19 protein-coding genes are annotated in these 18,561 nt (G+C 48.7%); 8 read left to right on the forward strand and 11 right to left on the reverse strand.

Annotated features, from left to right (window positions below):
* Window positions 1-36 precede the first annotated feature (36 nt).
* Window positions 37-1,971 carry a sugar phosphate nucleotidyltransferase gene (locus BMY63_RS03120; RefSeq protein ID WP_091899700.1) on the reverse strand — a complete coding sequence of 645 codons (1,935 nt, stop codon included), beginning with the start codon at window positions 1,969-1,971 and terminating at the stop codon, window positions 37-39.
* Window positions 1,972-2,148: 177 nt separating this feature from the next.
* Here BMY63_RS03120 and BMY63_RS03125 point away from each other — a divergent pair, with 177 nt between their 5' ends.
* The gene (locus BMY63_RS03125; protein WP_255397424.1) at window positions 2,149-2,745 is read left to right on the forward strand and encodes a sigma-70 family RNA polymerase sigma factor; all 597 of its coding nucleotides are present in this window, start codon (window positions 2,149-2,151) and stop codon (window positions 2,743-2,745) included.
* Between the two features lie 28 nt (window positions 2,746-2,773).
* On the opposite strand, the gene rpe is transcribed toward BMY63_RS03125, so the two are convergent.
* The 9 genes from rpe to BMY63_RS03165 all read right to left on the reverse strand — a co-directional run bounded on the left by rpe (window position 2,774) and on the right by BMY63_RS03165 (window position 10,852).
* Window positions 2,774-3,427, reverse strand: a complete 654-nt coding sequence (rpe, locus tag BMY63_RS03130) for a ribulose-phosphate 3-epimerase (RefSeq protein WP_091899702.1) — start codon at window positions 3,425-3,427, stop codon at window positions 2,774-2,776.
* 4 nt (window positions 3,428-3,431) lie between these two features.
* Window positions 3,432-3,569 (reverse strand): hypothetical protein, encoded by a 138-nt coding sequence (locus BMY63_RS12280; RefSeq protein ID WP_176771020.1) that lies wholly within the window; start codon window positions 3,567-3,569, stop codon window positions 3,432-3,434.
* 105 nt (window positions 3,570-3,674) lie between these two features.
* Window positions 3,675-4,682: a methionyl-tRNA formyltransferase gene (gene fmt / locus BMY63_RS03135; protein ID WP_091914646.1), complete on the reverse strand. Its 1,008-nt coding sequence runs from the start codon at window positions 4,680-4,682 to the stop codon at window positions 3,675-3,677.
* A gap of 14 nt (window positions 4,683-4,696) precedes the next feature.
* Complete coding sequence (locus BMY63_RS03140; RefSeq protein ID WP_176771021.1) at window positions 4,697-6,502, reverse strand: chloride channel protein; 1,806 nt, start codon at window positions 6,500-6,502, stop codon at window positions 4,697-4,699.
* 6 nt (window positions 6,503-6,508) lie between these two features.
* On the reverse strand, window positions 6,509-7,117 hold the full coding sequence (locus BMY63_RS03145) for an L-threonylcarbamoyladenylate synthase (protein WP_091899705.1): 609 nt from the start codon (window positions 7,115-7,117) through the stop codon (window positions 6,509-6,511).
* Window positions 7,117-8,706 (reverse strand): peptide chain release factor 3, encoded by a 1,590-nt coding sequence (locus BMY63_RS03150; protein WP_091899706.1) that lies wholly within the window; start codon window positions 8,704-8,706, stop codon window positions 7,117-7,119. The genes BMY63_RS03145 and BMY63_RS03150 overlap by 1 nt, the downstream gene beginning before the upstream one ends.
* A 45-nt stretch (window positions 8,707-8,751) precedes the next feature.
* Window positions 8,752-9,612, reverse strand: a complete 861-nt coding sequence (gene rfbD / locus BMY63_RS03155; RefSeq protein WP_091914648.1) for a dTDP-4-dehydrorhamnose reductase — start codon at window positions 9,610-9,612, stop codon at window positions 8,752-8,754.
* A gap of 2 nt (window positions 9,613-9,614) precedes the next feature.
* Window positions 9,615-10,160 (reverse strand): DUF4924 family protein, encoded by a 546-nt coding sequence (locus BMY63_RS03160; RefSeq protein ID WP_091914650.1) that lies wholly within the window; start codon window positions 10,158-10,160, stop codon window positions 9,615-9,617.
* 26 nt (window positions 10,161-10,186) lie between these two features.
* Window positions 10,187-10,852 carry a LysE family translocator gene (locus BMY63_RS03165; RefSeq protein WP_091914651.1) on the reverse strand — a complete coding sequence of 222 codons (666 nt, stop codon included), beginning with the start codon at window positions 10,850-10,852 and terminating at the stop codon, window positions 10,187-10,189.
* Between the two features lie 148 nt (window positions 10,853-11,000).
* Here BMY63_RS03165 and BMY63_RS03170 point away from each other — a divergent pair, with 148 nt between their 5' ends.
* On the forward strand, window positions 11,001-11,987 hold the full coding sequence (locus tag BMY63_RS03170; RefSeq protein WP_091899710.1) for an ROK family protein: 987 nt from the start codon (window positions 11,001-11,003) through the stop codon (window positions 11,985-11,987).
* Between the two features lie 22 nt (window positions 11,988-12,009).
* Here the strand turns inward: BMY63_RS03170 and BMY63_RS03175 are convergent, their stop codons facing one another.
* Complete coding sequence (locus BMY63_RS03175; RefSeq protein ID WP_091899711.1) at window positions 12,010-12,423, reverse strand: PaaI family thioesterase; 414 nt, start codon at window positions 12,421-12,423, stop codon at window positions 12,010-12,012.
* A gap of 278 nt (window positions 12,424-12,701) precedes the next feature.
* On the opposite strand from BMY63_RS03175, the gene trpB reads away from it, so the two are divergent.
* From trpB to BMY63_RS03205, 6 genes are read left to right on the forward strand one after another with little or no spacing between them, the layout of a single operon-like run.
* Complete coding sequence (gene trpB / locus BMY63_RS03180; protein WP_091899712.1) at window positions 12,702-13,910, forward strand: tryptophan synthase subunit beta; 1,209 nt, start codon at window positions 12,702-12,704, stop codon at window positions 13,908-13,910.
* A 54-nt stretch (window positions 13,911-13,964) separates the two neighbouring features.
* On the forward strand, window positions 13,965-15,386 hold the full coding sequence (locus BMY63_RS03185) for an anthranilate synthase component I family protein (RefSeq protein WP_091899713.1): 1,422 nt from the start codon (window positions 13,965-13,967) through the stop codon (window positions 15,384-15,386).
* Between the two features lie 58 nt (window positions 15,387-15,444).
* Complete coding sequence (locus tag BMY63_RS03190; RefSeq protein ID WP_091899714.1) at window positions 15,445-16,008, forward strand: anthranilate synthase component II; 564 nt, start codon at window positions 15,445-15,447, stop codon at window positions 16,006-16,008.
* Between the two features lie 38 nt (window positions 16,009-16,046).
* Window positions 16,047-17,045 carry an anthranilate phosphoribosyltransferase gene (trpD, locus tag BMY63_RS03195; RefSeq protein ID WP_091899941.1) on the forward strand — a complete coding sequence of 333 codons (999 nt, stop codon included), beginning with the start codon at window positions 16,047-16,049 and terminating at the stop codon, window positions 17,043-17,045.
* A 23-nt stretch (window positions 17,046-17,068) separates the two neighbouring features.
* Complete coding sequence (gene trpC, locus BMY63_RS03200) at window positions 17,069-17,875, forward strand: indole-3-glycerol phosphate synthase TrpC (protein WP_091899715.1); 807 nt, start codon at window positions 17,069-17,071, stop codon at window positions 17,873-17,875.
* A complete protein-coding gene (locus BMY63_RS03205; protein ID WP_091899716.1) occupies window positions 17,872-18,555 on the forward strand; it encodes a phosphoribosylanthranilate isomerase in 684 nt (227 codons plus the stop codon). Before trpC ends, BMY63_RS03205 begins: the two co-directional genes overlap by 4 nt.
* Window positions 18,556-18,561: the final 6 nt, after the last annotated feature.

The following is an 18,561-nucleotide window of genomic DNA, read 5'->3' on the forward strand; positions in this document are numbered from 1 at the left end:
TAAGATAAAGGCTCACCAATTGATGAGCCTTTATCTTTATTTGGAGAACTCCGTGACAGCACGGACAAGTGCTGCAGGATTACCCATATCATACATACGTCCCTTCAAGCGAACGCCCATCATCCCACTATGCTGGCGCACTGCTTCGAGAGCCGATGTAAGTTCGATTTCACGGGAATAATCCTTGTCCATCTCAGCCTTCATAATATCCAAATGCAACTGCTCAAACACCTCCGGAGTGAGGATGTATTGTCCAAACACACTGTAATATTCTTTCTCACCATTATTATTGCGAACACCCAAAAATTCCTCGGCATAGCTTGGCTTCGGTTTCTCATTGATGACATCGACACTCAGGGCTGTACGTTCCTTGTCTTCCCATACTCCGTGCAGGATACCATAGTGGCTGACCTCCGACAAAGGAACCGTGTGGATACTGACCAAAAGCGAGTTGTAGCGTTCATACTCCTCGACCATCTGCAAGGCACAAGGTTTATTGCTGTCGCTACGATAGAGGGTGTCTCCCAACAGCAACAGCACAGGCTCGTTGCCAGCAAACTGTGCGGCCTGATAGACGGCATGACCGAAGCCACGCTTCTCTCGCTGGTACACATAACGGAGGCGTTTGCCTATATCAAGAATGCGATTCTCGTACTCCTGAGCCTCGGGATTGAGCTTCTGGAGATGATCATCGGACAAGGGATGTTCAAAGAAGTCGGCATATTGTCTGCGTTCTTCCTCGGAGCCCAGTACCAGACAGATTTCTTCAATGCCGCTCTGCACCAGCTCCTCTAATAAGATCAGAATCACCGGACGCACCATACCATCAGGACATGGTATCGGGAAAAAGTCTTTCTTCAGGGCACGTGTAGCAGGATAGAGGCGAGTACCAAAACCTGCTACTGGAATGATGGCACGACGCACGGTATGTACAGGTTTAAGGGTCAGCGTATAAGCCTTCATCCCTTGTTTGTTCAGATAGTCGGCCAACCGCAACTGGTCTTCTTCGCTACGAGCCAGGAACTGCACCGACCCATCGCCATGTGAACCAACACCCTTGCCACCCCACACCATCGGTGTAATAACAGGATCGTTCAACACAGCATGGAGTTTTGGTGACCAAAGAGCAACTGACATCGGAGCAACTTGGGCATCGAACAAAGCCTCTGCCTCGGTCATCAGTCGTCCGAGTTCTTCGGCCTTGCCTTCTGCCATATAATTGACAGCCCGATTGACAATCTCCAAGTTACGAGACCCGAGAGCCTCATGCTCTGCCTTTTCCGCCTCGTTACTCGGAAATGGGTAGGCTTTGTTTAAGTCCGACAGAATCCTGATTGTATCCTTCTCGGCACAGAGATCAGCGAACACCCAATAGAGGTGTTTCTTAACATTCAATGAGCGCACCTCAATCTCGTCTCCATCGAAAGTCATCAGGTTGGGTTTCACACCGAAGGCACAGGCTTGATCGAGACGACCACAACGACTACTGGTACGGAGTTCACCTAAATAAGCGATATTCATCTCACCCAACGTGTTCAGGTTGAGATTATATAAAAGATTGAAGGCGCGAGCGACGAGCACACAGATGGCCGCAGAACTAGACAGCCCACTCTTCATGGGAAGAGTCATTGAGGTGATACGGATGCGCACGCCCCCCACCTTATACCATTCCAGCATATAAGAGGCGACCCCAGCACAATAGCAGAAGAAGGAACCCGACTTGGCGATGCGCTTCAACTCCCCTTCGTCCATTCGGCATGAGAAGTCCTGCCATACGTCATCAATCTCTCCTGCAGTGCTGTACATCTCAAAGATACTCGATTTCTCCACCTCAGCACAGATACCCTGTTCTATACCTGTCACAATAGCAGCACCTGGCTTGATGTCGGCATTCATCGTACGATAATGTCCTGCCCAGTCTGTGTGTTCTCCAAACAGGCACAAGCGACCTGGAACAAAAAGCTTTATCATATGTTTGTTGGGTTATTTATGTCACAAAGGTAATAATAAGTGAGTAAAATAACAACTTTTTTTTGTTTTTTCTTGGCTGTTTCGACAAAAATGCATACTTTTGCTGCCATTAAACACCATTTATACAAAATATTATTGCCTATCGAAACAACTCTACTCAATACAAAATGATTTCGTATGAGTACAACAAAAAGGATGTCCGACGAAGAGTTGGCATTAGCTTATATCGATGGTAATAATAGTGCGTTCGACGAGTTGCTTTCCAGAAGCCAAGACAAGGTTTTCAACTACATCATGTATGTGGTGAAAGACGAGGATTTGGCCAATGAACTCTTTCAGGAGACCTTTCTGAAGGTGATTACAAAGATGCAGGGCGGAAGATATGCCGAGTCGGGAAAATTCATCTGGTGGGTCACGCGGATAGCACACAACGTGATTATCGACCATTATCGAGCCCAGAAGGGGCGTAAGGTCGTGGATCTGAATAAAGAGAACGACCTTAGCAACCTAAATAGCAGTTCAATACTGGAAGGAAACCGAGAGGGACAAATAAGCAATGCTCAGGTACTAAGTGATGTTCGCCGACTGATGAAAGCACTTCCGGAGCCACAACGCGAAGTGGTCTTCATGCGCTTTTTCCAAGAGATGTCTTTCAAAGAAATCGCCGAGCAGACCCATGTCAGCATCAACACCTCGTTAGGTCGCATGCGCTATGCACTGATGAACCTTCGCAAGCTCAGTCACCAGTATGGTATGAATCTAACGCTGGAATAAAACCAATGGTAAATCGCAAAAGCAAAGGCTAACGTCTAAAAGCCTTTAGATCATGAATAATCTGCTCAGGATTCTGAGCCTTAAAGACATAGCTACCGCTGACGAGCACATCAACACCCGCTGCAACCAGCCGGGGAGCAGTCTCGCCCTGTACACCACCATCGACCTCAATCAGCGTCTGGCACTGCTGCTCGGTAATCATCTGACGCAAGCGTTTCACCTTATCGATAGTATTCTCGATAAACTTTTGTCCGCCAAACCCCGGATTGACACTCATCAGCAGCACCATATCCACATCACCGATAATGTCCTCGAGCACACATACAGGTGTCGAAGGGTTTAGGGTCACGCCAGCCTTCATACCAGCATCATGAATCTCCTGTATCGTACGATGGATATGGGTGGATGCCTCATAGTGAACATTCATCATCATTGCCCCCAACTTAGCAGTCTGACTGATATAGCGTTCTGGGCGTTCAATCATGTAATGTACATCAAGCGGTTTCTTACAAACCTTGGCAACAGCTTCCAGCACAGGAAAACCGAAGGAGATGTTTGGGACGAACGAGCCGTCCATCACGTCAAGGTGAAGCCAATCGGCCTCACTCCTGTTAATCATGTCGATGTCGCGGTCGAGATGCAGGAAGTCGGCAGCGAGTAATGAAGGTGATACTAATGCCATTTTCTCAGTTTAGGCTACATGCCTGTTTAATGTTCTTACGATAGGTGTATGCAACCTGTCGGATTAGCATAAGCGTCTGTTCCCTAGGCTTCAGGTTTCCTCCGAAGTTCAACAGCGCGTCATCGGGAGTAAAATGCTTCATAGGCAATCACTTTATATGATGTTCTCTATCCTACAAACGCACACACCACCTACTTTATTATATATTTCTCTTTTTTTATGTCACAGATCAAACGGGAAAGTTCTATTATACAGTCTCAGTCTCAGAACTAGTATGGATACAGCGGGCTTCGGTAATGTTTTTGTTGCCATTCAGGAAGTCCATAGCCGTCATCCTCTTCTTGCCTGCTAACTGAAGTTCGTCAATGCGCAAGAGTTTTCCTGTCCTGGCTGCAATATAGAGTTTCTTTCCTTCAACAACAACAGTTCCTGGATCAACAGGACGGACGATATCCGAAACCATTGCCTTGAAAACTTTCAGCGTAGTCTGCCTGCCAGTGCTATCGCATAACGTGGTCCATGCTGATGGTACAGGACAAAGTCCACGTATAAAGTCATAGATCTGCTTGGCGGGCAAATTCCAGTCGATATCACAGGTTTCCTTGAAGATCTTTGGAGCATGCCGAAGCACCTGACCTGCAGTGATCAACTGCTCCTGTGGTATACTCTCGAGATGACCGTCGGCAACCAAGAGTCGTTCCAAGGTATCCAGACATATCTCCGCACCAAGGTGCATCAGTCCATCATAGACATATTCGACATCTGCAGTATCAGGAATATCGAAAGGCTTCTGCATAATCACACGACCAGTGTCTATATTTTTATCGAGGAAAAAGGTTGTGACACCTGTCTGGGTCTCACCATTGATGACAGCCCAGTTGATAGGCGCCGCCCCTCGATACTGGGGTAACAACGCAGCATGCACATTGAAAGTGCCATACTCCGGCATATCCCATACCACCTCAGGTAGCATACGGAAGGCTACGACCACCTGAAGGTTGGCATGAAAACTGCGGAGAGTTTCCACGAATGCAGGATCCTTCATCTTCACTGGTTGTAACACTGGTATTCCATGCTCCACGGCATACTGCTTCACAGCGGATGGTTGTAAAACGCTACCATGCCTACCAACAGGTTTGTCGGGCTGAGTCACAACTGCCACCACATGATAATCGTTCTCCACCAGAGCCTTCAGTGTCTCCACCGCAAACTCTGGTGTTCCCATAAACACTATTCGTAAATTCTTCTTCTCCATTCTATTTCCCTTTATCAATCCTCACTCATATCGGCCACCATCTTCCTGTACATCGTATAGATACGCTGCCGCGAGACATAACCCTTCAGGTGAGCCTGTGCATCGAAGACAGGTAACCAATTGGCTCCTGTCCGATCGAAGATGCGCATTACATCGACCATCGGAGCATCATCGCTCAAGGTAGCCTTAGGGTCTCTCATCAACTGGGAGGCCGTGAAATGATGATACAATTCTATACGGAACACAACATTGCGAATCTTCATGATATCAATCTCGCCCAGAAGTGTCCCCGCCCCATCAATCACGGGAAGTACAGTGGAATGGCTGCGACTGATCTTATGCACAATCTGTCCCAATTCCATATCAGGACTGACAGCCAGATAATCGCGTTCAATAACACTGTCAAGGTTCATCAGCGTCAGTACTGCATGGTCGGTATGATGAGTGAGCAACTTTCCCTGTTTGGCCAAACGCGAGCCATAGATGCTGTGAGGCTCAAAAATAATAATGGTCAGATAAGCACACACACTGACGATCATCAGCGGCATAAACATACTATAACCACCTGTAAGTTCCGCTATCAGGAAGATACCCGTCAAGGGTGCATGCATCACACCCGACATCACGCCAGCCATACCCAATAGTGAGAAATTCTTCTCCGGAATATAAACGCCAATCTGTTGCATGTTCCACAGGCGGGAGAATAGGAAACCAGTAAAACAACCTATAAAAAGACTGGGGGCAAACGTACCACCACAGCCACCACCACCATTCGTAGCCGAGGTGGCAAACACCTTCGTCAGAAGTACCAATGCAATGTAAGGAATCAGCAACGATCCCTGTCCAGAAAAGAGTGAGTTGTTCAGTATTCTATCCCAATCGGCCTCAGTCTGTCCATTTAACAACAGATTAATGCTACTATAACCCTCACCATACAGAGCAGGGAATAGGAAAATTAACAGACTCAGCATCGTTCCGCCGATGGCCAGTTTGATATGCGGATGGTCCTTGAATCGAGCATACACATCCTCGCAGGCTCCCATCATCCGAATAAAGTAGAGTGATACAATTCCACAGGCGATGCCCAACAGAATATACGCAGGAGCACGTTGTATGGACCATTCGTTGTCGAGATGGAAGGTGAACAGAGATGCATCACCACTGAAGATGTAGGTAAAACATGTGGCTGTCACACATGAGACGAGGATTGGCAACAAAGCCGACATCGTCATATCAATCATCAGCACCTCAAGCGTGAAAACTAATCCCGCTATAGGCGCTTTGAAAATACCTGCGATAGCACCAGCCGCACCACATCCCACCAAGGTCATCAACATCTTACGATCAAGATGGAACAACTGTCCAAGATTTGACCCGATGGCCGAACCCGTCAGTACAATCGGGGCCTCTGCTCCAACAGAACCGCCAAAGCCGATGGTGATGGCCGAAGCAATCACCGACGACCAACAATTATGTGACTTCAGTCGCGACTTGTTGGTCGATATGGCATAGAGTATTCTCGTGATTCCATGTGAAATATTATCCTTAACAATATACCTCACGAAGAGTGATGTGAGATAGATACCCACCACGGGGTAGACCAGATAGAGCCAGTTGGCATGCGACTTCTCGAACGAGCTCGTCAGCAAGAGCACTATCTGGTTGATAATCCAATGCAAGGAGAAAGCGGCAACGGCAGCAAAGAAACCCACAACCAGTGCGAGGATGATCATAAACATCTTCTCACTGACATGCTCCACACGCCACTCATGCAGTCGTTGAAGCCACTTGGGTCTTCTGTCACTTATCGTTGCATCCACGTTCTATTACTTCCTTATGACTGTAACCTCACCGTTCTCACGCAGTCTGATGATACACGATGGTGTATGAGGCTTATGCTCCTGTCTACGACTCCAGCACACATAGTCGACAGCCTCCAGAATATGAGGATCGATATCACAGTAGTTCTGGGCAGCAGGTTCCCCACTGATGTTTGCCGAGGTCGACACGATAGCCTTTTGAAAACGATAGCAGAGTTCCTTTGAGAATGGCTCGTTAGTGATGCGGATACCCACGCTACCATCATCCGCAATCAGGTTCTCAGCCAGATTAATAGCTCCATCGAGCACCAGTGTCGTTGGCTTCGTCGACGGAGAAGCGTTCTTTGCCATTGGAGTATCATCCTTCAGACTGTCGATCAACTGCCACGCTACATCAGGTACATGTCTGAAATAGCGCTGCATACGAGCATCGCTGTCTACCAGACAGATCAGAGCCTTCGAATCGTCACGCTGTTTGATCTCATAGACCCGCTTGACAGCTTCTGCATTCGTCGCATCACAACCAATGCCCCAGACTGTGTCTGTCGGATAGAGTATCACTCCACCCTTACGCATCGTCTCTACTGCTTTTTTGATATCTTCTTCTATCTTCATTAGAATTCACTTGTGAAATGGAACTTAATATTTTTAAAGTCCTCCTGTGCCATAGAAAGCACATATCCAGAGTCAGCAAGGAACACATCACGTCCTTCCTTGTCCTTAGCCATATACTGGTACTTCCGTTTCTTGAAATTCTCCAGTTCCGCCTCGTCGTCGCTCTCGATCCAGCAAGCCTTATACAGGTGCACAGGTTCCCAACGACACTTGGCATTATACTCATTCTCTAGTCGGTACTGGATAACCTCGAACTGCAATTGTCCTACCGTTCCGATGATCTTTCGATTACTGAACTGGTTGACGAACAACTGTGCTACACCCTCGTCCATCAACTGGTCAATACCCTTCTGAAGCTGCTTGGCTTTCATCGGATCGTCGTTCTCGATATACTTGAACAGTTCCGGAGAGAAAGAGGGCAGACCGCGGAAATGTAACTGTTCTCCCTCCGTCAGTGTGTCACCGATCTTAAATATTCCACCAGTATCTGGGAGTCCTACGATATCTCCAGGCCAAGCCTCATCGACTGTCGATTTACGCTGCGCCATAAACTGCGTAGGCGAGGTGAAACGCATCGTCTTACCCTGTCTCACATGTAGATAAGGCTGGTTGCGGCGGAACTGTCCGCTACAGACCTTACAGAAAGCGATACACGAGCGATGGTTCGGGTCAATATTCGCGGTAATCTTGAAAATAAAGCCAGTAAATTTCGGTTCCTCAGGCTGCACATTACGTTCCTCGGCCTTTGTTGGCCGTGGACTCGGTGCAATTTCCACGAAGCAGTTCAGCAGTTCCTGCACACCGAAGTTGTTCAATGCCGATCCAAAGAATACAGGGGCAACCTCCGCCTCACGATATGACTCCACATCGAATGTGGGGTATACCCCCTCTACCAGTTCCAAGTCCTCACGCAGTTTGGCTGCATTCTCCTCACCTACCCGTTCGTCCAACTCCACACTGTTGATATCCACCTCAACCTTGTCAGTCACACGTTGCTTATCAGGTGTGAAGAGATCGAGTTTCTCTTCGTAGATATTATACACACCTTTGAACTTTGCGCCTTGATTAATCGGCCAACTCAACGGTCGCACTTTAATCTCCAGCTCTTGCTCCAGCTCATCAAGTAAATCAAAGGGGTCACGTCCCTCACGGTCCATCTTATTGATAAAGATGATGACAGGAGTCTTACGCATACGACAGACTGTCATCAACTTTCGAGTCTGCGTCTCCACACCCTTGGCACCGTCGACCACTATGATAGCCGAGTCAACGGCAGTCAGCGTGCGGAAGGTATCCTCCGCGAAGTCCTGGTGTCCAGGAGTGTCGAGAATATTCACCTTATATTCGATATCCGAGCCCTGAGGGGTATAATCGAACTCCATCACAGAGGTTGAAACCGAGATGCCACGCTGTTTTTCAATATCCATCCAGTCGCTAGTAGCCGTCTTCTTGATTTTGTTGTTCTTGACAGCTCCAGCCACTTGTATTTGTCCACCAAACAGCAGGAATTTCTCCGTCAGCGTTGTCTTACCTGCATCAGGGTGCGAGATAATCGCAAATGTCCTTCTTCTTCCTATTTCTTCACGCATTTTTTCTTTTTATATATGTTCAGACGAGCAAGCTCGGAACTTGATTCATAATTCTCTCGTTATATCTTTCATGCAGTCAGCAAGTGATTCTTCCCAATAAGGAATGCTGATGCCATAGGTCTCTTTGATCTTCGTCTTGTCAAGCACAGAGTAATGCGGTCGTCTGGCTGGTGTGGGATAATCGACTGTATGCAACGGCCGGACCTCACAGTCAGTAATGCCAGCTATACGATGTATCGCCTTCGCGAAGTCATACCAGGAAATCACGCCCTCATTCGAGAAGTGATAGATGCCAGGCACAACTCCTTGATTGATAACAGCAAAGATAGCCACCGCCAGGTCGCGCGCATAGGTCGGTGTCCCGACCTGATCGAAGATCACGCCCAACTCCTGTCGCTCCTTGCCCAAACGAATCATCGTCTTTACAAAGTTATTGCCAAAAGCGGAATAGAGCCACGCCGTACGGATAATCATCGTTCGATGGCATGTTGCCATCACGGTTTGCTCTCCTTCCAACTTCGTGGTGCCATAGATGCTGTCAGGACATGTCGGATCAGTCTCCACATAAGGCTGATGACCTGTGCCATCAAACACATAATCGGTAGATATCTGTATCATCCATCCACCGCGTCGCTCCACCGCTGCAGCCAAAAAACCTGGAGCGGTCGCATTCAACATACGACAAATGGAAGGATTCTCCTCGGCCTTATCGACAGCAGTATAGGCAGCACAGTTAACGATACCATCTATCTCATGCTCGTCAACATAACGTTCAATTGCCACCTCGTCTGTAATATCGAGATCTTCAACATCCGTATTAAAATAGAGGTGCTGGGGGTTCTTTTCCTCCAGCAGCTGCATTTCGTTTCCCAGTTGGCCTTTACAGCCCGTCACCAGTATCTTCATGTCTATTCGAACTTCAGTCCTTCCTCTTTGTCCTTCTTGTAATAGTCAGAGAGCATGCCCACGAATGTCGATATTTCCTTCACTGCATGTAGTGTGTCGGGCGAGATATCCTTCTTCTGCAGACGTAGCATCATCACACCGTATAATGAATTTAGACAGGTCTCTATTTCATTTTCCTCCTTGTCGGCCCCGCGATTGCGCAACTCGACAATAAACGGTAGGACCTTATAATATGCAGTATTATAAAATGGAAACTTCGTCGACTGTAGCAGTTGGTTATGCAAGTCTGTCAGCATCTGCATTGTCACCTTGTTGATCTGCAGATGACCTTTCTCACGGCAACCTTCCTGATTCATCATCCTAATTAAGTTTCCAAACCAGTCGGTCTCCTCCTCCTTCTGCTCGTCACTATAGTCGAAACGAGCCACATACTCATCACGAACCCTGCGCAATGAACAGTCAAATGCACGTATCGTATCCTCAATCTGCCACATATACAACAGATATTCGGCAATATTCTTTTTCCTCAGTTCCTGTGCAATAAACACTTTTTTCTTTTTTACTTTATTATTTCTTAAAAGAATCTCACAAGATTCGTGGTCGTACCAAGCAGCATGATAACACTTCCGATAATCACAGCCACGCCAATAACTTGGTTGATGATCTTGATGCCATTGGTATCAAACTTAGTACGAATCTTATCTACCAACCACGTCAGGCCCCACCACCAAAGGAGGGCACCACACACGATACTGGCAAACCCCACGAGCATCTCGAACGGATGATTCGGCAGCACAAACGCAAACTGTGCATACATCGCCAAAAAGAGGAAGATAATCAGTGGATTAGAGAACGTGACGAGGAAGGCAGTCCATGTATTATACCAGAGCGTACCCTTCTGTTGTCCCGACTGGTGCATCTTCCGCGTCGGATCAGTGCGATAGGTATAGATACCGAAGCAGAGTAGCATCACACTTCCCACGATCTGTAGGTAGAAACGATTCTGATCGTTATTGATCAGATCCATGACAAACGACATGCCGAATCCTGCGAAGGCGGCATAGATGATATCACTGGCTGCGGCTCCCACCCCAGTGGCAAGACCAAACCAGCGTCCTTTATTCAGCGTACGCTGTACGCAAAGGATACCTACAGGACCCATCGGGGCAGAGGCAATCACGCCAATCATCATCCCCTTGAAAATAAAGTCCAATATGTTAATTGGTACATGAAACGGCATAACGAGTGCAAAGATACAAAGAAATGCCCGAAAAAACAAATTTCATGGTTAATTTCCGTAAAATATCACAGAGTTTGACAGATTTTACGTAACTTTGCGATAGAAATCGTGAAGAGACAATCAATAAACAATAAAACTTAAAATACATATGAATGATCAAACTGTTATGAAGCCGTATGTCATCGGCTTAGACCTGGGAGGCACAAACTCTGTATTCGGTATTGTAGACGCGCGTGGAGATATCAAGGCGACCACAGCCATCAAGACGGGCAGCTACGAGAAGGTGGAAGAATATGTTGACGCCTGCGTAGATGTGCTGCAGGTGATTATAGACCAGGTTGGCGGCATCGAGAAGATTAAGGCGATGGGTATCGGCGCTCCTAATGGCAATTTCTATAACGGTACTATCGAGTTCGCCCCCAACCTACCTTGGGCTCACGACGGTGTAGTGCCCTTGGCCAAGATGTTCAGCGAACGATTGAATGGAATCCCTGTAGCATTGACCAATGACGCAAATGCTGCCGCCATCGGCGAGATGGTATACGGTGTGGCTCGTGGCATGAAGAACTTTATCGTGATTACCCTCGGAACAGGTGTAGGATCAGGTATTGTGGTCAACGGCCAACTGCTCTATGGTCACGACGGCTTTGCTGGTGAGTTGGGGCATGTAACGATGGTACGCGGCGAGGAAGGTCGCATGTGTGGCTGTGGCCGTAAGGGTTGTCTGGAATGCTACTGCTCCGCTACAGGTGTGGCTCGCACGGCTCGTGAGTTATTATCGAAGACAGAGCGCCCCAGTCTACTCCGCGAACTTGATCCAGAGAAGATTACCTCTCTCGATGTAAGTATTGCTGCTGGCAAGGGCGACGAACTGGCCAAGGAAATCTATGACTTCACGGGTCATATGCTTGGTGAGGCCTGTGCCGATTTCGCTGCTTTCTCATCACCAGAGGCTTTCATCTTCTTTGGAGGTATGGTGAAGGCAGGTGAACTCATCATGAAACCTATCCGGGAGGCATATAACGAGCATGTGCTGAAGATATTTAAGAACAAGGCACAGTTCCTCGTGAGTGGCCTAGACGGTGCCAGCGCTGCTGTGCTTGGTGCTTCCGCCATTGGTTGGGAAATCCAATAGGAATCATCTGGACATTCCGATATTACTTCAGGCCGTCGACATTCAAGTCGACGGCTTTTCTGTAGGCTAATCCCGTAAGTACGCAACAGAGATCACCGTTTTGGTTTGTGACGCGTACCTCAACATAGGGAATCTTATGATGGTTGAAGATCTCCGTGGCCTCAGCAATGAGCGTATCACCCTCCTTGGCACTTTTCAGGAACACGATATGATTCTCTATACCGAAGGTCATCGCGCCCCGACTGTTCATAACAGCGGCAAGTGCAATATCAGCCAATGTAAAATATGCTCCCCCCTGACAAACACCTCCTGCGTTCAGATGATGTGATGTCACGATGAGTTCCGCACAAGCATACCCTTCACGAACCTCTTTTAATATACAGCCGTTGTCCGCTGCGAAACGGTCACCCTGTACCAAAAAATCTTTTAAAGTCATCGTCAACTAAGAATTTGTCGGCAAAATTAAGCTATTTCTTTCATTTTATTAAAAAAAACGCAGAAAAGTTTGCACAGAAACAGAAATATATATACCTTTGCAGCCAGAAAAAAGAAATTCTGAAATGAAAATGATGAATAACTATTGGTGGTGGCAGAGCTCGAGATCAAAAACGTCGCGAGGCTGATAGCCGTATATGTTATTCAACCACAGATACAAAGGGCTCGTCGCGACAGCGGCGAGCTTTTTTAATGTCAATCACAAAAACAACCAAATATATGAAAGAGAATTATCTTGTAGATGAGAAAGGGTTTTACGGAGAGTTCGGTGGTGCCTATGTGCCAGAGATTCTCTACAAGTGCGTACACGACCTACAGGAGGCCTATCGCCCCATCATCGAGTCAGAGGAGTTCAAGAAAGAGTACCACGCCCTGTTAAAAGACTATGTGGGGCGTCCCTCACCACTCTACTATGCCAAGCGAATGAGTGAGAAATATGGCTGTAAACTCTATCTGAAGCGTGAAGACCTGAACCATACTGGTGCGCACAAGATCAACAACACCATCGGACAGATATTATTGGCTAAAAAGATGGGGAAGACGCGTATTATCGCAGAGACAGGTGCTGGACAGCACGGTGTAGCCACAGCAACCGTCTGTGCGCTGATGAATATGAAGTGCGAAGTGTTCATGGGCGCGACAGACGTGGAACGGCAACACACAAATGTGGAACGCATGAAGATGCTGGGAGCCGAGGTTCATCCCGTCCGCACTGGTAACATGACACTCTCTGATGCTTGTAGCGCTGCCATCCGCGACTGGTGTTGTCATCCTGCCGATACCTTTTATATCGTGGGTTCGACTATGGGACCACACCCATACCCCGACCTTGTGGCACAGATGCAGAGCGTCATCTCCGAAGAGATCAAATGGCAGTTGGAAGAGAAAGAAGGTCGTGACTATCCCGACTATCTCATCGCCTGCATCGGTGGCGGCAGTAATGCCGCTGGCACAATTTACCACTATGTCGACGACGAGCGTGTGAAGATTGTACTAGCAGAGGCGGGCGGACACGGTTGGCAGACAGACCACACGGCTGCTACCATCCACAAGGGGGTAACAGGTATCCTGCATGGTGCGAAGATGCTTGTCATGCAGGATGAGGATGGTCAAATACAGGAGGCCTTTACAATCTCGGCCGGCCTCGACTACCCCGGCGTTGGTCCCATGCATTGTAACATGGCGAAGAAAGGCCGTACGAAAGTGCTCAGCATCAACGACGACGAGGCTGTCTACGGTGGCTATGAACTGACTCGCATGGAGGGTATCATACCTGCCATCGAAAGTGCACACGCCATCGCAGCCCTGAAGAAACTGACTTTCAAGCCCGACGATCTGGTCGTGCTTACTGTCAGCGGGCGTGGCGACAAGGATGTACAGACCTACCTCAGCAACAAGGCTATGGCGAAAGAATACGGCAATTTCTAATGAATAAAGAATCATTCAACAGAAGAAACTGAGATACTAAGAAAAAAGACGACTATGAGTACTTTTCATTATACCACAACATCGAAGACCATCCTTGCGGATCTCTATACCCCAGTAGGTGTGTATATGCGACTCCGCGACATCTACCCCCAGAGTGCCCTGATGGAGAGCTCCGACTACCACGACTCCAACAACTCCCGCTCGTTTATCGGCATCAACCCGATAGCTAGTGTCGCCATCGGTCATGGAGAGTCGACCATCACCTTCCCCGACGGACATACCGAGCAACACCACGTAGATGCAGAATACCGCTCTGACAAAGCCATCCACGCACTCATTGACACCATCCACGTAGAGGGAGATCATGCCAACATCTGCGGGCTCTATGGCTACACTTCATTCAATGCCGTACGCTATTTTGAGAACATCGCCGTAAAAGACGAGACCCAGCAGAAGAACGATGCCCCCGACATGCTATATATTCTCTACAAGGATATCATCGTGTTCGATCACTTCAACAACCAGCTTACTATCGTCACGTTGGGCGATGAGCAGGAACTCGACACCATTTACAAACAAATGAACAAGACCAACGTACAAGCCTATGAATTCCACCCCATAGGTGAGACCACCTCGCCACTAACCGACGAAGAGCACAAGGCCAATATCCGCAAGGGCATCAAACATTGTCTACGAGGCGATGTTTTCCAAATTGTACTCTCACGACGATTCATTCAAAGGTACGAGGGCGACGATTTCAAGCTCTACCGAGCTCTGCGCAGTATTAACCCTTCACCTTATTTATTCTATTTCGACTTTGGCGGCTTCCGCATCTTCGGCTCTTCGCCCGAGACCCACTGTCGCATCGAGAAATGTTCAATGAGCAATGATCAATGTTCAATGTACAAAGCCTACATCGACCCCATCGCTGGTACAACGAAGCGTACAGGTGACGCAGAGGCCGACCGTCAAGGAGCTGAGTTTCTGCGTAACGACCCAAAGGAAAATGCCGAACACGTCATGCTAGTCGACCTGGCCCGCAACGACCTCTCAAGAAACTGCCACGACGTAAAGGTTGACTTTTACAAGGATCTGCAGTACTACTCTCATGTTATTCATCTCGTGAGTCGTGTCAGCGGTGAACTCGACAAGGGCGCCGATCCTATCAAAGCTTTCATCGACACCTTCCCTGCCGGCACGCTCTCTGGCGCACCTAAGGTGCGCGCTATGCAACTTATCTCAGAATACGAGCCACACAACCGTGGTGCCTATGGTGGCTGCATCGGATACATCGGATTGGATGGTTCTCTGAACCAAGCCATCACCATCCGCACGTTCGTATCACGCAACGGAGAACTATGGTTCCAAGCTGGCGGTGGCATCGTGGCCAAAAGCAACGAAGAATACGAGCTACAAGAGGTTAACAATAAACTAGGAGCATTAAGGAATGCGATTATTAAAGCAGAAAACCTTTAAAAAACAAAAGGCAAAAGATTGCGATTAATATAATCTGTGAGAGAAAAAACGAACCAATATGAAGATAGTAATTATAGACAACTACGACTCATTCACCTATAATCTGAGTCATCTGGTCAAGGAACTGGGAGCCGAGGTGACCGTTGTACGCAACGACCAGTTCGAGCTCTCCGACCTTATGGCCTATAGTAAGATTATCCTCTCGCCAGGTCCTGGTATCCCATCCGAGGCAGGCCTGCTACTCAATGTCATCCGCACTTATGCTGGCAAGAAGCCCATTCTCGGCGTCTGCCTCGGCCATCAGGCCATTGGTGAGGTGTTCGGTGCACGTCTGGAAAACCTCTCCGATGTGTACCATGGTGTAGCCACCGAAGGCACCCAATTTGGCAACGACGAGATTTTCAGCGGACTGCCCAAGCGCATCACGATGGGCCGCTACCATTCGTGGGTGGTGGCCAAGGATGGACTGCCCGACTGTCTGGAAGTGACCGCTGAGAGCGACGAGGGACAGATTATGGCACTACGTCACAAGACACTAAACATACGAGGCATACAGTTCCACCCCGAGAGTGTGCTCACCCCAGACGGACGGAAAATGCTCCAAAACTGGTTGTTCCTGTAAAAGAAAAAGAAATAAAAATAAAAGATATGGCACAGACAATGAAAGACATCCTGAACAGGATGCTAAACCACGAGGAACTGTCTCGTGAAGAAATGAAGAACATTCTGATTGGCATCACACAGAGTGAGTATCCCACAGAACAGATTACAGCACTGCTCACAGCCCTGCAGATGCGTGGCGTGACGGTCGACGAGCTTCTCGGCTTCCGCGACGGCATCCTCGAGACGGGTGTGCCCGCTATTCTGAACGCCGATCGTTACATCGACGTCGTAGGCACAGGTGGAGATCGTAAAAACACCTTCAACATCTCCACGACGAGTTGCTTCGTCATCGCTGGCGCTGGCTACAAGGTGGCCAAGCACGGCAATTACGCTGCCACCTCCGTCAGCGGAGCCTCAAACGTAATCCAGCACCACGGCATCAAGTTCACAGACGACGTGAACCGTCTGAACCGTAGTCTCGACGAGGCTGGTATCGTCTACCTACATGCACAGCTCTTCGCCAAGGCCATGAAGTTCGTTGGACCTATCCGCAAGGCTCTGCAATTCCCCACCATCTTCAACCTACTGGGACCACTGGTTAACCCCAGTCAGCCGCAATGTCAGTTACTCGGCGTAGCTAACCTCGACCAGATGCGCCTCTATCATCAGGTATACCAAAAGATTGGCATCGACTACGGTATTGTTAACTCCATCGACGGCTACGACGAGATCTCTCTCACCGGCGACTTCAAGGTAACCACCAATCAGTATGAGCGTATCTTCAAACCACAGGATCTAGGCTTCGCCATCGCTAAGCCAGAGGAACTGGTTGGTGGTGCTACAGAGGAAGAGGCAGCCGCCATCTTCGACAGTGTGCTCGAGAACCGTGCCTTGCCTGCCCAGAAGAATATTGTGCTTGCCAATGCCGCCTTTGCCATTCAAGTGCTCGAAAAGGGGCAGAAGAGCATTGAGGAGTGTGTTGCCATCGCTAAGGAGTCTATCGACAGCGGCTCAGCCCTCAGGACCTTCAAGAAATTCGTTGAGTTGAACTCATAACCCATCACAGACAAGAAAGTATCATGACAGATATCTTAGAAGAAATCATAGCCCACAAACGTGAGGAGGTCAAGCGCTTCAAAGAGCAATTAAGCGAGCACGATATACACCGTATGGTAGAACCGTTGCTCGACTTCCGTCCCGCATCAATGGCAACCGCCCTCAGGGAGTCCTCATCCGGCATCATCGCCGAGTTCAAACGTCGTTCACCGTCAAAGGGCTGGATTAAGGAAGAGGGGAAGGCCGAAATCATCCCCCTAAGCTATCAGCAGCATGGTGCTGCAGCCTTGTCCATACTCACCGACGAGCAATTCTTCGGAGGCTGCGACGCTTTTATTAAGGCAGCCCGGACAGCCGGTGTCACCATCCCCATCCTCTACAAGAACTTTATCATCGACGAGTACCAGTTATTTCAGGCACGTCTCTGCGGAGCTAGTGCCGTACTACTGATTGCAGCCGACTTGACAAAGCTGGAGTGCAGATCACTGCTCACCATCGCCCACGAGTTGGGACTCGAAGTATTACTCGAGACACACGCCGAAGCCGAGTTGGAGTATGCCGAGTTGGAGCCCGACATGTGCGGCATTAACAACCGCCATCTCGGCACATTCATCACTGATGTGCAGACCTCCTTCCGTCTTGCCGATAAACTTTGTACTGCATGCGATGGCACCTCTGCCCCCGTTCTCATCAGTGAGAGTGGCATCTCCGATCCTACTACCGTCCGCGCTCTCCGCTCTGCGGGCTTCCGTGGTTTCCTTATCGGAGAGACCTTCATGAAGACCGTCGATCCGGGACAGTCACTCAGCAATTTCATCTCACAGCTATGACTAGCAGACCCATCATCAAAGTGTGCGGCATGCGCGAGACCGAGAATATTCGCGAGGTCGAGGCCCTCGGCATTGACTGGCTCGGAATGATTTTCTGGCCGAAGTCGAAGCGCTATGTGGCGACCCCGCCGAGTTACCTGCCTACGGATGTCAAGAAGGTGGGTGTATTCGTCGACGCCAGTCTCGAAGATATCTGTCAGCACATACACAACTACCAATTGGACATCATCCAGTTGCATGGTAGTGAGCATCCCGAGTTCCTTCGCGACCTCCGTAACACTTGTGGCAGTGTTTCTACCATCAAGATCATCAAGGCATTCAACATCGCCACGGTCGATGATCTTCTACTCACGGAGTCCTATGCCGGTCTCGCAGACTATTTCCTCTTCGACACAAAAGGAAAGATGGTGGGCGGCAATGGTGAGCAATTCGACTGGAGCATACTCGTCCACTACCACGGTACCACGCCCTATATTCTCAGTGGCGGCATCGGTCCCAAAGACGCCGAACGAGTATATTCATTCCTCCACGACAATCACGTCAGTGACAGCTTTTTGGAACACGGGAAGTTAAACATAGGGCACTGCATCGGTATCGACCTCAACTCACGCTTTGAGACTGTCCCAGGCCTCAAAGACATCAACAAGCTCAAAACATTCGTTGAAGAAATAAGAAAGTAAATAAAA

The organism is Prevotella aff. ruminicola Tc2-24 (assembly GCF_900110895.1).
Taxonomy (GTDB): Bacteria; Bacteroidota; Bacteroidia; order Bacteroidales; family Bacteroidaceae; genus Prevotella.